Origin of the sequence: Sphingobacterium alkalisoli (assembly GCF_005049105.1) — a bacterium.
Taxonomy (GTDB): domain Bacteria; phylum Bacteroidota; class Bacteroidia; order Sphingobacteriales; family Sphingobacteriaceae; genus Sphingobacterium; species Sphingobacterium alkalisoli.
Map to the genome: position 1 here is coordinate 147,923 of NZ_SUKA01000005.1, position 16,008 is coordinate 163,930.

13 protein-coding genes are annotated in these 16,008 nt (G+C 41.6%); all 13 read left to right on the forward strand.

The genetic code is table 11. From position 1 onward, the window contains the following. The first annotated feature begins 20 nt into the window (after window positions 1-20). The 13 genes from FAZ19_RS16290 to FAZ19_RS16345 all read left to right on the forward strand — a co-directional run bounded on the left by FAZ19_RS16290 (window position 21) and on the right by FAZ19_RS16345 (window position 15,909). Window positions 21-3,701: a hypothetical protein gene (locus FAZ19_RS16290; protein ID WP_136821816.1), complete on the forward strand. Its 3,681-nt coding sequence runs from the start codon at window positions 21-23 to the stop codon at window positions 3,699-3,701. Then, a complete protein-coding gene (locus FAZ19_RS16295; protein ID WP_136821817.1) occupies window positions 3,701-6,463 on the forward strand; it encodes an Ig-like domain-containing protein in 2,763 nt (920 codons plus the stop codon). Before FAZ19_RS16290 ends, FAZ19_RS16295 begins: the two co-directional genes overlap by 1 nt. After that, window positions 6,460-7,290: a hypothetical protein gene (locus FAZ19_RS16300; protein WP_136821818.1), complete on the forward strand. Its 831-nt coding sequence runs from the start codon at window positions 6,460-6,462 to the stop codon at window positions 7,288-7,290. Before FAZ19_RS16295 ends, FAZ19_RS16300 begins: the two co-directional genes overlap by 4 nt. 3 nt (window positions 7,291-7,293) lie before the next feature. Then, on the forward strand, window positions 7,294-8,262 hold the full coding sequence (locus FAZ19_RS16305) for a hypothetical protein (protein ID WP_136821819.1): 969 nt from the start codon (window positions 7,294-7,296) through the stop codon (window positions 8,260-8,262). A 1-nt stretch (window position 8,263) separates the two neighbouring features. Beyond that, a complete protein-coding gene (locus FAZ19_RS16310; protein WP_136821820.1) occupies window positions 8,264-8,713 on the forward strand; it encodes a hypothetical protein in 450 nt (149 codons plus the stop codon). Next, window positions 8,713-12,912, forward strand: coding sequence for a beta strand repeat-containing protein (locus FAZ19_RS16315; RefSeq protein WP_136821821.1), 4,200 nt, complete (start codon window positions 8,713-8,715; stop codon window positions 12,910-12,912). Before FAZ19_RS16310 ends, FAZ19_RS16315 begins: the two co-directional genes overlap by 1 nt. 14 nt (window positions 12,913-12,926) lie before the next feature. After that, window positions 12,927-13,304 carry a hypothetical protein gene (locus tag FAZ19_RS16320; protein ID WP_136821822.1) on the forward strand — a complete coding sequence of 126 codons (378 nt, stop codon included), beginning with the start codon at window positions 12,927-12,929 and terminating at the stop codon, window positions 13,302-13,304. Next, window positions 13,301-13,603, forward strand: a complete 303-nt coding sequence (locus tag FAZ19_RS16325) for a hypothetical protein (protein ID WP_136821823.1) — start codon at window positions 13,301-13,303, stop codon at window positions 13,601-13,603. The genes FAZ19_RS16320 and FAZ19_RS16325 overlap by 4 nt, the downstream gene beginning before the upstream one ends. 5 nt (window positions 13,604-13,608) lie before the next feature. Next, a complete protein-coding gene (locus FAZ19_RS23930) occupies window positions 13,609-13,782 on the forward strand; it encodes a hypothetical protein (RefSeq protein ID WP_169305684.1) in 174 nt (57 codons plus the stop codon). A gap of 65 nt (window positions 13,783-13,847) precedes the next feature. Then, the gene (locus FAZ19_RS16330; RefSeq protein WP_136821824.1) at window positions 13,848-14,396 is read left to right on the forward strand and encodes a hypothetical protein; all 549 of its coding nucleotides are present in this window, start codon (window positions 13,848-13,850) and stop codon (window positions 14,394-14,396) included. 74 nt (window positions 14,397-14,470) lie between these two features. Beyond that, window positions 14,471-15,010 carry an N-acetylmuramoyl-L-alanine amidase gene (locus tag FAZ19_RS16335; RefSeq protein WP_136821825.1) on the forward strand — a complete coding sequence of 180 codons (540 nt, stop codon included), beginning with the start codon at window positions 14,471-14,473 and terminating at the stop codon, window positions 15,008-15,010. Between the two features lies 1 nt (window position 15,011). After that, on the forward strand, window positions 15,012-15,446 hold the full coding sequence (locus FAZ19_RS16340) for a hypothetical protein (RefSeq protein WP_136821826.1): 435 nt from the start codon (window positions 15,012-15,014) through the stop codon (window positions 15,444-15,446). Further along, window positions 15,406-15,909, forward strand: a complete 504-nt coding sequence (locus tag FAZ19_RS16345; RefSeq protein WP_136821827.1) for a hypothetical protein — start codon at window positions 15,406-15,408, stop codon at window positions 15,907-15,909. The genes FAZ19_RS16340 and FAZ19_RS16345 overlap by 41 nt, the downstream gene beginning before the upstream one ends. Window positions 15,910-16,008: the final 99 nt, after the last annotated feature.

Consider the following 16,008-nt stretch of genomic DNA (forward strand, 5'->3'; position numbering starts at 1 on the left):
ACTAAAAACAAAAAATAGTTATGGCAGCAGGTGAAGGTTATGAAATTCCATTAAGTATAGATATATCCGGAGTTGATCAAGCTCTTAGTAAAACTATTGAAAGCGCCAAGGCAGTGCAAAACCAAGCGAAGGAAACAGGAGAATCGTTTAAGAAGATGAATGATCAGATTGTTGCCGGTACTGCTGCTTCTACAGAAAAAATCAATGAGCAGATGCAGGCTACATTGGTGGCAAAAAAGACAGCGGAAGACCGGGCGAAAGCTGAGCGGATTATGATCCAGGTCTTTGACGAGGTTGCAAAGAAACAGAACGAAAATATTAAGCTTAGTGATCAGCAGAGTAAAGTTGTCGCTGAATATGCAAGAGGGCTTGACTATGCAAAAAAGGCTCTTGCTAGTGCTACCGATCCTACACAGATAAAAGTATTCGCCAAGGATATGGAAATCCTTCGTGATAAAATTGTTGCGGTATATGATAGGGCATCTAAAGCGGTAACTCCAATGAATTCTAAGCTTCAGGAGTCAGGTGAATTGGTGGATAAGCTTTCAGACTCAATAATGGGAGCTTTCAGTCCTGAAGAACTTAATCAATTAGGATCGAGCATAAACGGCGCGAACAATGAACTTGATCAGCTGGGGGTGCTTATTGACTTCATTTCTTCAAAAATGGAGGGGATGGATCCATCGAGCGAATTGTTCAAGCAGCTTTCTGCTGATATCGAAACGGCCAACCAAATGCTCGGCCGTACCACCGAAGTTGTTGATATATCAACTTTATCCTGGGATCAGTTGACTGACCGACTCAAGTTCTTCCAAGATTCACTAAAGGGAGAGACTAATCCACAAGAGATTATCCGGATAAATCAGGAGATATCAAATACTGAAGAGCAATTGAAACGCATTAAAAATGCGGGTAAGGAAGGATTCGATGAATTAGGGAACAGGATCGTCCCTGAATTGGAAGATAAAGTGAAATCGCTAAATACGCAGTTAGAGGAGACTATCCAACAGCTGGCTCGGATGCGTATTGAGGGCCAAGTGGATACTGCAGAATATGATGCGTTACTGGACAAGGCCACCGAAATAAAGCAGGCAATAACCGCGGTAAACGATGAATTAAAGAAGACATCTTCCAATACACAGGGACTCGATACACTTATTGAGTCCGCGTCTCTGGTGGCCGCAGGGTTTAATGTCGCACAGGGAACAATGGCTCTATTCGGTGCAGAAAGCGAAGACCTAGAAAAAGTCACTGCTAAGTTGGCTGCCGGCATTGCCGTCCTCCAGGGACTTCAGGAAATACAGGTACAGTTGAAAAATCGGGAAAGTGTAGCCAATAAGGTACTTACTGCAACTCAAGCACTTTATACTACCGTTGTAGGAACATCAACTGGAGCTTTGAAAATATTTCGTATTGCATTAGCTGCAACAGGGATAGGATTAATAATTATAGCCCTTGGTTATCTGATCGCCAATTGGGACAGGTTAACGTCATCGATAAAAATGAGTGGTCCCGAGGCCGAGAAGTGGGGACAGCGATTCGATAAAATAAAAGCCATAGCGATGGGTGTTGGAAATGCAATTTTCCAATGGATGATCACGCCTATCAAAGTTCTGTACACTCTGTTAACTGAAGGGGCCGGAGCCGCCATTGATGCTTTTGTTGATTCGATGAATGTCGTAAAAAATTACAACGAAGGGTTCAACTTCGAGATTCAACGTCAGAATGATGCTGCACACCGTGAAAAATTGGAAGCGCAGAAAATTGCTCTTGAAAAAGAGATCGAATTGCGTAAAGCAGCTGGCCAAAAGGTTATAGAACAAGAAAGGGCATTGCACTCCACTTTATTGGCATTGACCAAGGCTGGATCTGAAGAGCAAATGGAGGCCTTACATGATTTTAAAGTTTGGGAAGCCAAGACCAACAAGGAAATGGAGGATGAACGCAAAAGAGCAGCTGATAAAAGAAAGCAGGAGATGGACAAGGCTGCACGGGAGCGAGAAAAGGAACTTCAACGCATTAAGGATTTTAATCGTAAGCTGATTGATCTTGAATACGAACGCCAAGAAACCCTGACTCGGCAGCTGGAGGAAAGTGCCGAAAAATCGAAGGAGCTTGAATCGATCCGGTACCAACAGGAACTTGAGAGCTTTAAACGCCAGTTAGAAGACTTTAAAGGTACAGAAGAAGAAAAGAATAGACTCAAATCTTCTCTTGATAAAATTAGTGAGCAGCTGGCCGAGGAGCACATAGCTAAGTTATGGGCAATCGATGTAGACTATTTTAACAACTTGGCAACAGCGCAAAGTGATTCCAACAAACTGCTCCTGCAGATTAATAAGCAAGATCAGGATCTTGAATTGGCAGAACTAGACGATAAATACAAAAAAATTACTGAGCAGTACAAAGATGCATTCGGTGTTGAGAAAGACTTCACTGAGGAGAAGAACCGGGAGATTGCCTCCGTCAATGCTAAGTATGCGCTGAAGGATCTTAAAGACCAAGAGGATATCGAGCTTGCAAAAGTTGATCTGATAAAAGTAGCCGGTAAGGGCCAGGAGAAACAGGCAAGGCTTCGTGAAATGATCCGTTTGCAGGTCACGCTTGATGCTGCCCAAAAGCGTTTGGAAATACTTAAAGCTATAGGCGGTGAAGAGAATGCGGTCGCCATTGCACAGACCGAAGCTCTAATTTCCACGTTGAGCGAACAGATCGAAGAAAAAGCTAAAGAAGGGGGTAAAAAGAATATTTTTCAATTGTTGGGGATCGATATGTCTGATGAGGATGCGCAGTTGATCGTAGATTCCTATAAACAGGTTTTCTCTCAAATCGCACAGGCTTTTGAGGAATCATTAAACCTTCAGATCCAGGCCAAGCAAAAGCAGATCGATACATTAACCAAGCAGATCTCCGATGTAGAGAAAGAACTTGATAAAGAGATCGAGGCTCAGAAGAAAGGGTATGCTTCTAACGTGGAGGGTAAAAAGGCCGAACTAGATGCGCTGCAGGTTCAGCGGGATAAAGAGATTGCCCAGCAGGAAGAACTTCAAAAACGGCAACAAAAACTGGCTATTGCACAGATTGCATTAAATGGTGCTGTACAGGCAAGTCAGTTGGGGCTTGCTGCCGCTAAGATCTTCGAAGCTCACTCCGGTATTCCTTTCGTGGGTGTGGCTCTTGCTGCAGCAGCTGGCCTTTCTATGCTTGCGACGATGATGAGTATAAAAAACCAGATTAAAGCGATGAAAGCTGAATCTGTTCCATCGTACCGTAAAGGTGGTGTTCATTTGTTAAACGGTCCGTCTCATGAGCAGGGCGGGTTAGGAGTGTACAACGAAAAGACTGGGAAGCGAATAGCAGAAGTTGAAGGTAATGAGGGATTCTTTGCGATTACAGCTAGAAACAAGCATTTGATCCCGCTATTTCAACAACTAAATGATGAAGGGGTTTCTGTGCATAAGAATGCGCAAGTTGATAAGGGTGATATGAACAACGTTGTCGTACTGGCTCAAAAGCACCAGGCTACTGGAGGAACACACGGACAAGATGTCGACAATGATGCGCTTAGGGATATCGCTAATACAAACAAAGCAATGTTGGATAACGAACGAAATAAAGAAGAACGCATCGATATGGGTGATCATTGGATCGTCAACATAGGTGTCAATCATAAACGTATAATCTGGAAGAAAAAAGCATAATGGAACCAAGGTATTTATTTTTTATAGAAATTAATGGGGTGTTACATCCCGTAAATCCTGCCTTTAGAGATTTAAAGCAGGACCATGAGCAAGGAGAAAGTGTTGTACTTAAAGAAACATTCTCCGGTACCGTCACATTTATTGGAAAAGATTTTCAGTTACTTCTTCCTCTTGAGCAAAGCTCAGCCAGATGCCAGGAGTTGCACCTGATCATTCAACGTCAATGCAATGAAGGGTACGTGGAGAAAGGCCGAGGGCTCATCTTACTCTCTAACGGCGATTGGGACTTAACCCATTGTCGTGTTACCTTAAAAGTACAGGGCACTTCTGTATATAATATCATCGATCAGAACAAGGAGAAAGTAGTCAACCTTTTGGATATCGGACTTAGTCGAGTGGAATTGGTGTATGGTTCTGAAGTGGCTGTATTGGATAAGATTTGCGAAAAGCGAGTAGGCAATTTTAAATATTTTGACATAGATATTTGCGGAGAGTCTGAGCCGGGGCAGTGGAGTATCAAGCAGATTGATATATCTGGCCCGGCACAAGTTACCGGTAATAATGTTATTGTCACTTGGATAAAACCTCTTGACGATACAAAGTTGTTTACTTTCCTTGATCCAGCCAGATCGTCTGGAGAAACATTGCCTGTGGGTGAGGTAAAAGATGTGCAGAGGTATATATTCGATTACCTTGGGAGCAACAGCTTCCGATCCAATAACCGATATATCCGATTAAACGATGTACTCCGGTATTTTGCGACTTCCGTGTTCAATCTGAATATCAAATCAGATTTCTTTCAGATCAACGCGGAGAATGTTTCCGGCGTGAATTATGTGACCGGAGAAGCAACACAGGTTGCTCACTTGGTTATGGCCCAGATCACAGACGTCCAGCGGCCGTTTGCGGAAAAGCGAGCTACCATCGCCAACATCAAATGGACTGAACTTTGGAACGATCTGGTGACGCTATATAATCTGGATTACGAGATCGAGAACGACACACTAATCATTGAACATATTTCCTTCTTCCGGAATAAGGAAGTCCAGGACATTACCCAGGTTCAGCATTATCAAAAATGGTTAGCGGGGATGGGTAAGTATTCATACAACAACGATATGCAATATCCGGAGGAAGTGTGGACGATGAAAAACTCGATCAAGAATACGGATGTGCTCACATTGATGACACTTAAAGACCACCAAGGCACATCTATCTATTATAACAACGGTTGTACAATGGCCGAGCGTGGCGAACGGAAGAAAGAATGGAAAACAGAAGTTATTACTACAGACATATACAGTATCCTTACCGGATATACCCTGGTCAATGCAAACGGCGAAAAATACGAGAAAGATCCTACTTCAAAAGACGGTCTGGTTCTCATAGCAGCTGAACATATCGGCGGTAATCAATATCGGATGCTTTCTGAAGAGGGGATCTTGGATAACTATATCGAGCCAAACAATTGTCTTTCTGTTGCTCATATCCAGGATAAATACTTCCGTCACAATCGAAGCTTCAGACATGGATATATGAATGATAAACCCGAGACGTTTGAAAGCTCTGTCAAAGCGAAGATCGGGGTGGACTTTAAGATACCGTTTGGATGTAATACTGATTTCGACCTAGACGCACCTGTGAAGACAATCCTTGGTACCGGGGAAATACAAAAGTCATCATTCGATTATCACACCGAATTATTGACATTGACGGTAGCTTATTCTACGGACGAATACGAAACTCCTGAAGAACAGGCGCCTCTTGTGGTAAATGATAACTTCGAGGTAAAAATGGAATTGCCAACGTTACTTAACGTTATGGCCAATGATGTTAATGTTGGCGACTCGACTATTGAAATTGTCCAGCAGCCGCTTCATGCTTCCCTAGAGGTTGTTGGTAGTCAGGTACGATACACGGGTAAAATCGGGTATCGCAATGATTTTCCATTAGGTATACCAAAAGACACCTTTATATATCGATTGAAAAAGGGTAATGTATTCTCAAATAACGGCCTGGTGTCTGTAGTCGTCAACGGATTACAAAATCCGTTTGTGCCCAATAGCAGGACGGGTAATGACGGTGTTTTGGATGATAAATACACTATGGCTGCAGATACAGTGTTAACTGTCAATGCTGCCTCTGGTGTATTGTCAAATGATATTTTTTACAATCTTAATGGAACGGTTAAATACAAAGTAACGCAAGTACACAGTTATGATCAAAGTACACTGATGGACGGAACCGTTGAAATGGATCCAGATGGTTCATTTGTTTACACTCCATCTCCCGGTTATGTTGGGATCGATGAATTTGAGTACATAGCTTACTTCCCTGGTTACGATCCAAATCAATATTCGCTCTACAAAAAAGCTAAAGTGCGCATCTTAGTCGGTAATCCTGCTACTACACATGCTTTCGGTGAGATTATAAATATTCGTTCGGTAGGTCGTGCTGGAAGATTCGGAGATCTGTCGGTTGCTCTATATTATGATGCTGACAAGATATTCCCAAAAACGGTAACTTCTTTAGCTGTTAACACAAAAATAACTATTCGGAATACAAGAAATCCTATTGAGACAGAAAACCGTGTGGTAACCTTTAGCAATGCGCAGCGCGTGACCTTTGAAACAGATAGGCAGGTATACAAGGCAACCGAATCTGTTGGCGGTTCGGCAACTAATGGTTATACCATTTATGTCGGCACTGAGCCAGGAACGGGAGGAAACAATTATGAACACCATGAAAATGACGGGAGATGATAAATAATTATTTAAAGACAGCTTTTCCGATGTATGATAACATCAGAAAACAATTTAGGTTTAGAGAAGGGGCTTCAAATCATTCATGCGTATTTGATCTATTCTGTGGTGCTAATTTTCTTTTGCCGTTTCAGATCCGAAGGATGAGAAACGATAATGATTTAGTGATCTCCTGGACCGTAAATTATTTAGATGGAAGTTCTGCTTTCAATCTTAACCAAAATATTGATATATTAGTAAAAAATATTGATAATTCATTTGAAAACTATCTTTACAACGGTCAAGAGTTAAAATTCAGATTTAACAACGGTGAAATCGCTCCGCTCGAAATGTGCAATGGAACGTTTTATTCGGTGGTTGAGTTTCAGTCCGGACAAAAGTATTACAGTGAGGTTTTTAAAATTGACAGCAATGTTAATTTGAGTGAACTTATCAAAATAGAGTGGGCAGGGGATTGTAAGATTGCCGCTATCAGTTACATAAATAACTACAAGAATCTGTTATTTGCTGATAGCGCAATTGAACGATCCACTCCAGGAATAATCGAAGAAGGAGAAGAAATTGAAGGTCGGTTTATTCCTAGCTTTGTAAAATATACGAACCGATATCGGATCAGTCTAATTGCCCCCGATTGGCTGATCGAATCACTAACGATGATCGGTTTGCACCCTAATGTTTTAGTCACCACCAACAACGGTCTTTATGTTTCCCAGATGGAAAATGTAAAGGTTGAAAATCTCGAATGGTTAAATCCACCGTGTTACGCACGCTTAGATCTGACATTCGAACAGGATGAGGAATCACTTTATACAACGTGCTGCGGTTAGAATATGGCGACTAAAACAAAAGAACAGATTAAAGCATACCTCAATCAATGTGGTCAGCTCGATTACAACGAGTTTATTGACTTTATTGATTCGGTCATGTTCGATGATGGCGATACCGATATCGCCCCGATCTGTCAGGTGACGAGATATAAGCGTTTCCGAAATCAGAACCAGGCGATCAGTCTTCCAAATTTGTTTGACGAGGATAACGGCTTGCTGGCAGTGTATGTCAAGCGGTTGAGCGAAGAGCCATTTACATTAAAGATCGGGATTACCAACGGTGGGGACGAAATAACGAGCCATGAAGTCGATGAGGCTCTTGTTTCTGTTGATTGTACGTATTTGTTTAGTGCTGCGACCCCGGTATATATTACCGGTCTTTCTTCAGAAAACATTGCGGATATCATTGTTGTTTACAATTCTTTCCTGTGCGATGACAATGGGGATATATCAATGACGCTTCTTGAGGAAATCCAGAACAAAATTTCAGATCTGGAAATTGAGATTACCCAAACCAAGGATGACCTCCAGAGTCAAATTAACACGCTAGCAGACTCTTTGATACAAATTCCTACAGGTATTGTTGTGCAGTGGAACGGCACTTTGGCTAATATTCCTACCGGTTGGCAGCGATATACAGGAAATGGATCGTGGTTTCTAATTGGTGAAAGCTCTACCTATCCAGCTGGGGCAACAGGAGGTGAAAAAGAAGTAAGATTAACGTCTTCTCAACAGGGTTCTTTTGAAGTAGCTGGAGTAGCTGATCGGACCGCCGGATCTGCCCGGAACAATACCATTGAGAAGCTTGTGTTTTCGACACCAGGTATTAATGGAACTAAATCCCTTGATGCTACAGCTACAAGTGGGGCTCATCAAAACCTATCAAAGATCTCGGTGAACATCAGTCAGGCTAACGATACGCATAATAACATGCCACCGTACAAATCTGTCATTTATATAGAGAAGATATAAGATGAAAAGCATACTGAAAGTAAAAAAAATAGTCACAATCCTAATTTCATCTGTAGCGGAGTTTATCACTATTGACAGACGGGTAAAAGGGCAAAGAGCTCAGGAAGAAGACGAGTTTGTGACGCTCCAACAGCTTGAAGAACGTTCCGGTGAAAACGTCGCGATGCTTGATCTGGATAATGTGTTTTCCGAGGAAAATTACTTTGAAAAGCCTGTATGGGGAGAAGATGCTGAAGAAGAGGGACAGTTTGTGACATTTAGGCAATTGAATTCTGTTTCTCTTAACTACATTCCAGATGAAACGATTACAATGGATACGCTTGGATCAGATCTTAATAACTCCTATCCTGATCTTCCGATTGGTGGCGTAGTGTTTAGCAATGTTCAGGGCATACAATTCACAAAAATTCCGGGTGCAAAATGGAAGTTCGAAATAATCGACATAAGATAATGAAGTATATATTAATAATTATGATGCTGTTCGGGGTAGCTTTCGGACAGACACAGGGGAGCCTTCCCACAGGATCCGTTCCTTATTCGACAAATCTGTTCAAATCCCCCGATGGACTTATATGGACAGGCAAGGCAGGATCCTACACTAACATCGGAAGTAAGGAGGATTACGATGCTCTAATATCTGCGGGCTATACCAATGCTCAAATCGATAGCATTGCGTTGGATGTTTACACTCGAGCGAGGGCTAGAGCGAACCACACGGGCACGCAGGCTATAAGTACAGTTAGTGGTCTACAGGCAGCACTAGACGCGAAACAGGCCACTATAACCGGAGGAGCTTCTACAATTACTACGGCAAACCTTACAGCTAATAGGGCTTTGATAAGTGATGCCAGCGGAAAAGTAACCGTAAGCGCTGTAACAAACACCCAACTTGGGTACTTGACAGGCGTTACTAGTGCAATACAAACCCAACTAAATAACAAAATAAACAGTTCCGAAAAAGGTGCTGTTAACGGGGTAGCTACGTTAGGTGCTGATGGTAAATTGCCAGCAGGACAATTACCATCTATTGCGATTACCGAAACATTTGTAGTTTCATCACAGGCACAGATGCTAGCTTTAGCCGCTGAAATAGGTGATGTTGCCGTAAGGAATGACATCGATAAGTCTTTCATACTACAAGCTTCGCCAGCAACAACGTTAGCGAACTGGATTGAATTGCTTTCTCCATCGGTAGATAATACAGATCAAATACCCGAAGGATCTACGAATTTATATTTTACTCAGGCGCGCGCTAGAGCTTCTTTATCGGCTGGCACAGGGATCGGTTATAACAGCTCAACGGGAGTAATAAGCAATACTTCACCTAATTTGCCATCTAATCTTGCTGTAGGTTCTCGGACTACCACAACTGTACCCATAACTAACTCAGATGGAACAGGAGTTACTATACCTGTATCATCGACCACTTTAGCAGGTGTTATGAGTTCAACCGACAAAGTAAAACTGGACGGAATTGCAACTGGTGCTACCGTGAATAGTACAGACGCCCAACTAAGAGACAGAGCAACGCATACAGGAGTGCAGGCTATATCGACGGTTACAGGACTACAAACATCTTTGGATTCGAAAGAAGCAGTAGCTAACAAAGCAACTTCTTTAGCTTCTGCCAACAATACGACTTATCCAACTACATTAGCTGTGTCCAATGCTATTACGGCTGCTACGCCAACAGTTAACAATGGTACTTTGACGATGTCTACGGGTGCTGGGTTAACTGGTAGTTCAACCTTTACGGCTAATCAATCAGGCAACTCTACTTTTTCTGTTGGTGTAGATGCATTAGGGGTTGAAGAAGTTTCAGCGGGTAAAGTGATGACAAGTGGATACTTGGGTATCGGAGTAAATGGCCTAAGTAGAGGTAGTGCTATTCCCCCGAAAGATCAATTATCTAATTTAGGAGTATATACTTACGGTCAAGGATTTCTTGGTGATGATACTATACCTATTACAAGCGCCTTTAAAATGCTAAATGTAGGACATACAGCCTGGAGCTCACAATTACTATTTAATTCCTATCAAAATGAAATGTGGATTAGAAGTAGGACATCTTCTAACGGAGCATTCAGGCCATGGACAAAAATAGCTTCTGAAGATTATGTAAATTCTCAAATACCTGCACCGCAAACTTTGACAGCTCAACCAAGCGGTACAGGATCGATTTCCATAAGTAGCGGAAATACGATTACTTTAAATAGTTTACGTTCTACAGACTCACCCGATGCGGATGTAAAACCAGTCAGTTCAGCGGGTCTATCTGTATTCACTAATACAACTGGGTCAACAAACTATCCCTCCACTTTAGGCGGTGGTCTGACCTTCCATAGATCGGGGGACAGCAATAATTTAGGAGCATTTCAGTTGTGGAAAAATTCTAATTCTGAAAATGTATTAAGATTTAGGGGCGGTTCAGGTACAGGCACTTGGAACCCGTGGGTAGTATTAGCTGATAGAGATTGGGTGTCTACCCAAATACCATCACCCCAAACTTTATCTGTAGGTCCTACTGCGGGCAGAATAGACATTAGTGGAGGAAATTCAGTTGCTTTATCTTCTTTACTCCCTAATCCAGTTACGACATTCCCTGACGCATCTGTTATCGCTCCGGCTGGGTTTTATCCTTACAATACAACTTCGGGTTCAGTTGGGTATCCCGTAGCTGCAGGTGGAGGATTTAAATATAGCAGAGCAGGAGGCGGTTCGGCTTTAGGTGATTTTGATTTATTTAAATCTGCTACCGATGAAGGTAATGTATTATATCTAAGATCAGGAATATCTACTACTGCATATACTCCGTTTGAGATACTTGCTACTAGACCTTGGGTCGAAAGTTTTGGGATTGGAAGGGGAGTAGAAAATAATTCGGTTTTTGTGGGTGACTTAAAAGAGATATCTACTACAGGTATATACAGATACTCCAACTCTTCAACAAACATACCTTCGACTTTAAATGGTCATATACTTAATATATTTAGACTTGGATCTGCTGTAGCAAGATTAGCTCTAGATGATGCCTCGGATCTTCACTTCAACTTTGGGCCTAATACAACTGACCCTACTTGGAGAAGGATGTGGAGTACAAAACACTTCACTCAAACCGAAGTAGATAAGTGGAATGGGTATGACACAAGATTTGTTGATTTAACTACAACCCAATCTATAGGCGGAATTAAGACTTTCACGAATAACCCAGTTGTAAGACCGTCTGCGGCATCCGGTGCAATACTAGATCTTAGAGGAAATGATACTGGAGACGGTACAGCTTATGTAAGATTTCAAGGAAAAGCGATTGGTAATCAAATAGGGTATGTAGGAAAGCCTAGTCCTACCACCGATAATATCACCTTATTTAATTCGCTAACAACATCGGGGGTACAAGTTAGTGGCTCATCTCCCGAAGTTGATCTTAGGACCAATAATGCTAGTAGATTACTTGTTTCAAATACAGCTATATCCGCTACAGTGGGAATATCGGGCACTACAGCAACATTCAGTGGTAATGTAAATTCAAACCCTGCACCTACCGTGGGCGGTCATCTTACCAATAAAACTTATGTAGATACTAAGCTATCTTTAAACGGAGGGACTTTAACAGGCAGTTTCAATATTGTTCAAGCAAGCCCCTCAGCAGGTACAATAAATATAACTGGAGGTAATGGGACTCAAGGATCAGCTCGTATAAATTTCAGGAATAGAGCAGATGCTTCTATATCAGGATTCGTAGGTAAAGCAAGTGCAGAAAGTAACGATATATCCTTACAAAATCTTAAATCTTCTTCCAGTATAGAACTTGCAGAGAGCTCCCCCCAAATAAAACTTACAGCAGGAGGAGTTAATGCAATGTCAGTATCTAATACTGATATAACTATAACTGCACCTTTAAGTGGAACCTCAGCATCTTTTTCAGGTAATATCTCATCAATTACACCTCCTACTAGTGCAGGTCACTTAACGAATAAAACATATGTAGATGCCCAGTCAGTAATAGAAGCTTTGAATGAAGGTAACGGAATAGGATATAGATTAAGATCGTCAAACCCAGCTTATTTTGGAGACATTGGGTTGGGGGCTATAGACTTTAGTAGAAGTGTTGCTGTATCAAATACATACGGGGCTACAGGGATAAGCTCTTTTGCAGCAGGATACAACTCTACAGCTTCGGGTACTTCATCTGTTGCTTTAGGTGAAAATAATATTTCGTCAGGCCAAGGCTCAGTGTCAACAGGGATTAGCAACTCTGCCACTAGTAGTGGCTCAGCTAATATAGGAGGGCAAGGTAATTCAGCAACTCATTTAAGGTCAGTGACTGTAGGAGGTGTAGGCTTAGTTTCCGGGTCATCTCAACAGACTTTAGTAGGGCAATATAATGCTCCTTCTAGTTTTGGGCTTTTTGTTGTTGGTAGGGGAACAAATAATGACAATAGAATCAATGCATTCGAGGTTAATTCTTCGGGAAATGCGACGGTTGAGGGAAACCTAACAACGGCTCAATATAGGTTATCCTCCCTTAACACCGCTCCTATATCCGCTACAGCAACAGGCTCTACCGGAGAAATACGAATAACATCTACACATATTTATGTGTGCGTAGCTACAAACACATGGGTAAGATCTGCATTAACAACTTGGTAATATATCTAAATAACATGAATAAACTATTAACACGCCTTTTTGTAGGCGATTACAAATTCAAAGCGCTGGGGCTCTTTCATAGTATGCCTAGACCAGCTGCTATCATCATGCCACTAATGATCATCCTTGGCGTTTACTCGATAAATATCGATGTGTGGTTATATCAGGATACTTTGGGCGTTATCGGTCTGATAGTTCTTGCTATAGCAATATACTTTGGCTTCATCTATTTTTGGATATGGCCAGCGAAATGGGAGAACCAGACCAACTCACAAAAATGGCAGCATGGTAATGGAATACGAATGAGTGTTCTTACTAACGTTCTGACGGAAGAGCAATGGGCTGAATGGCATGAGCTAAATGATTACTACTTACCAAGATTAATGAAATGATTTTAAACATTATACTAGGTGTGTTGGGGATAGTCCTCTACACCCTTATTAAGGCTAGACCTTATCTGCAATCGTCGGAAATTCCGACAAACTGGAATAAATTATTATGGGAAAACCTTCCTTCATGGCTTTGGGCGATTTTGGTGCTGATCGTTATTGCCGTGATATTGACATATGCTCCTGAAGCTAATCAAGTGGTAGGTCAACTATTCGGTGGGATGGATTTGCAGAACAGCCCGGTAGGCTTTCTTATGATGGGGATAGCACTAAGTTTTGGAACCAAGGAAATTCAAAAATAAATAATATGGGATATTTAGATCAAAATCAAAAAGGTAACAAGCAGTTACAAATTGATGCAATTAAAGAAGAGCTCAAAAAGATCAATGGTGAGGATATTACCGTTGCTGATGTGTTGGGATTAGAAGGCCGCCTGGCATCTATAGAGGATCGGTTGACAGCGTTGGAAGAACCAGCGTAGTTTTATTTTAAAATATTGATTTATAAATAACAAATATTAATATATTTGTATTAAACATTTTAATTATGGCAAGTATAATCTGTCCTGAAGACTGCGAACAAGTATTACCATCATTCAAATTCGACAATTGCGCCCCCGAAATAAATAACTCACAGATCCACAAGGTCTACTTTGCAAAAGGAAATGCGCCTGCATTTACGGATGTTAGTTTAGCGACGGAATGGGCTGCAAGATTAGGAAACGATTCAACGAATGAAGAGCACGATATCCGTGTGTTAACAGGTATTGGTTCGATTCCGAAAGCAACTCCATCTGTTGTTAATATATCCGGACGCAGAAAGAAAACCACAAGCAGAGCTTATGCATTAACTTTTAGAGTCGACGAAACCAACCAGGATAATCACGACGCTATGCGCAATATCCAATGTGGTGGGATATATACGATATGGTATGAGACCATTGGTGGATTGTTGTTTGGCGGCAACGAAGGGAAACAATCATCTATAGACGCCGGTGGTTCTCATGGTGAGGGTGATGATGATATCATAAATCACGAATATCTCATCGAATGGAACGGCTTACACGATCCGGAGCGCGTAGTTTCACCATTATAAAAAAGAAGCTTTTTATTCATTTTACCTTTCTTCCCCTCAGCGTTTAACTACACTGAGGGGATTTTTATTTTTCTATGAAGTACATAATTCATTCCAGCGCCGGGCATCATAATCAGGATTCCGGAGCTATAGGGGTAAACGGCCGTAAAGAGGCCGATGAGACAAAGATATTTCGTGACCTGGTCAACAAGGAGCTCCGCAGAATGGGTAAAGAGGTAGAGCAAGATGATGATAACGAGACGCTCGGCCAGTATTTGGGGCGTATTAATCCAACCGACAAAGATGTAGTTATTGAGCCCCATTTTAACGCCTTCAACGGTAAAGCAAGAGGCGTAGAAGTGTTGATCGCTGACAATGCCAATGAACGTTCGAAGGCAATGGCCAAGGAGCTTGTTGACGGATACGCCCGTATAATGGGGATACCTAACCGCGGGGTTAAGACTGAAAGCCAATCCGCAAGAGGCAAGTTAGCATTAATGCGAAAAAAAGGAGCAGTGGCGTTACCGGAGATATGCTTTATGGACAATGCTAAAGATATGGCTGCGTATGACAGTAATAAAGTAAATCTTGCGTGTTTCACGGCTAATGTTATAGCAAAGTATGATTTGAATTAATATGCAGGAATTTATACAAGAATATATTTTACCAAATCTCTGGGGGGCATTGGTTGGGGGAATCGGAGCCATATGGGTTTACATAAGAAGCAAGCCAAGAGAAAGAATCGAACAGGACGGAGGGATCGTCGACAACGCCAAAAAGGTATTGTCGATGTCTGAAGATATTGCTGAAAGACTCGAGAAGCAATTGATTGCGTCCGATGGAGTGATCCAGGCCCTCAAGGAAAAGCTACGGATTGCGATCGAGGGTGAAAATACTTGCAAAAAAGCATTGAAAGCCATAAAAGAAGAGTATGCTAATTTTCAACTGTTGTTCCATGATCAGAAAATTGAACTTCAGGCACTGAGGGAAGAATGCCGGTTATTACGATTAGCCATAGAAACAAAAGAAAATGAGAATAATAACATTGGTGACAATCTGCATCTTAATTAGTGGTTGCGGATTGTTTAAGAAGACAACAAAAGAAAAATTTGTTGCTAAGCAGTCGTATCAGATTGAAAAGTCTGAAAAGAGCGATGAAACTCTTTCTGATAAGTCTTACTCGTCCGAAAAAACAGGGACTGCGACTGTAGATAATTCGGAAACCAAACACGATCTGACAGCAGACGAAATTTTAATCGATAAGAATGGTAACATTAAGGCCAAGGGTAATGTGAGATATACTGGTAGCAAATCAGGCGATATAACTACCAATACTTTGACCGAAGCTTTTAGGCAATCTAACGTCGAATATGCTAAGGAGAGTGATGTCAGGGCGAAAGAAAGCTCTAAGGAATCTCTCTCGGATCAGTCGACGGTAAGCGTCCCATCCTCAAAAGGAATAATTTGGGGTACAGTAGGTGTTTTAATAATCATCCTTGTCATACTTTGGTATTTCGGTATAAAAATAAAATAACAACCTTAGGGGGTAAAAGTAGCCTCCAGTCTTTTATTCATCTCTCACAACTTCAAAAAGAAAATGCACAAAGCACCACGCTGGAGGCTAAAAGCTCTT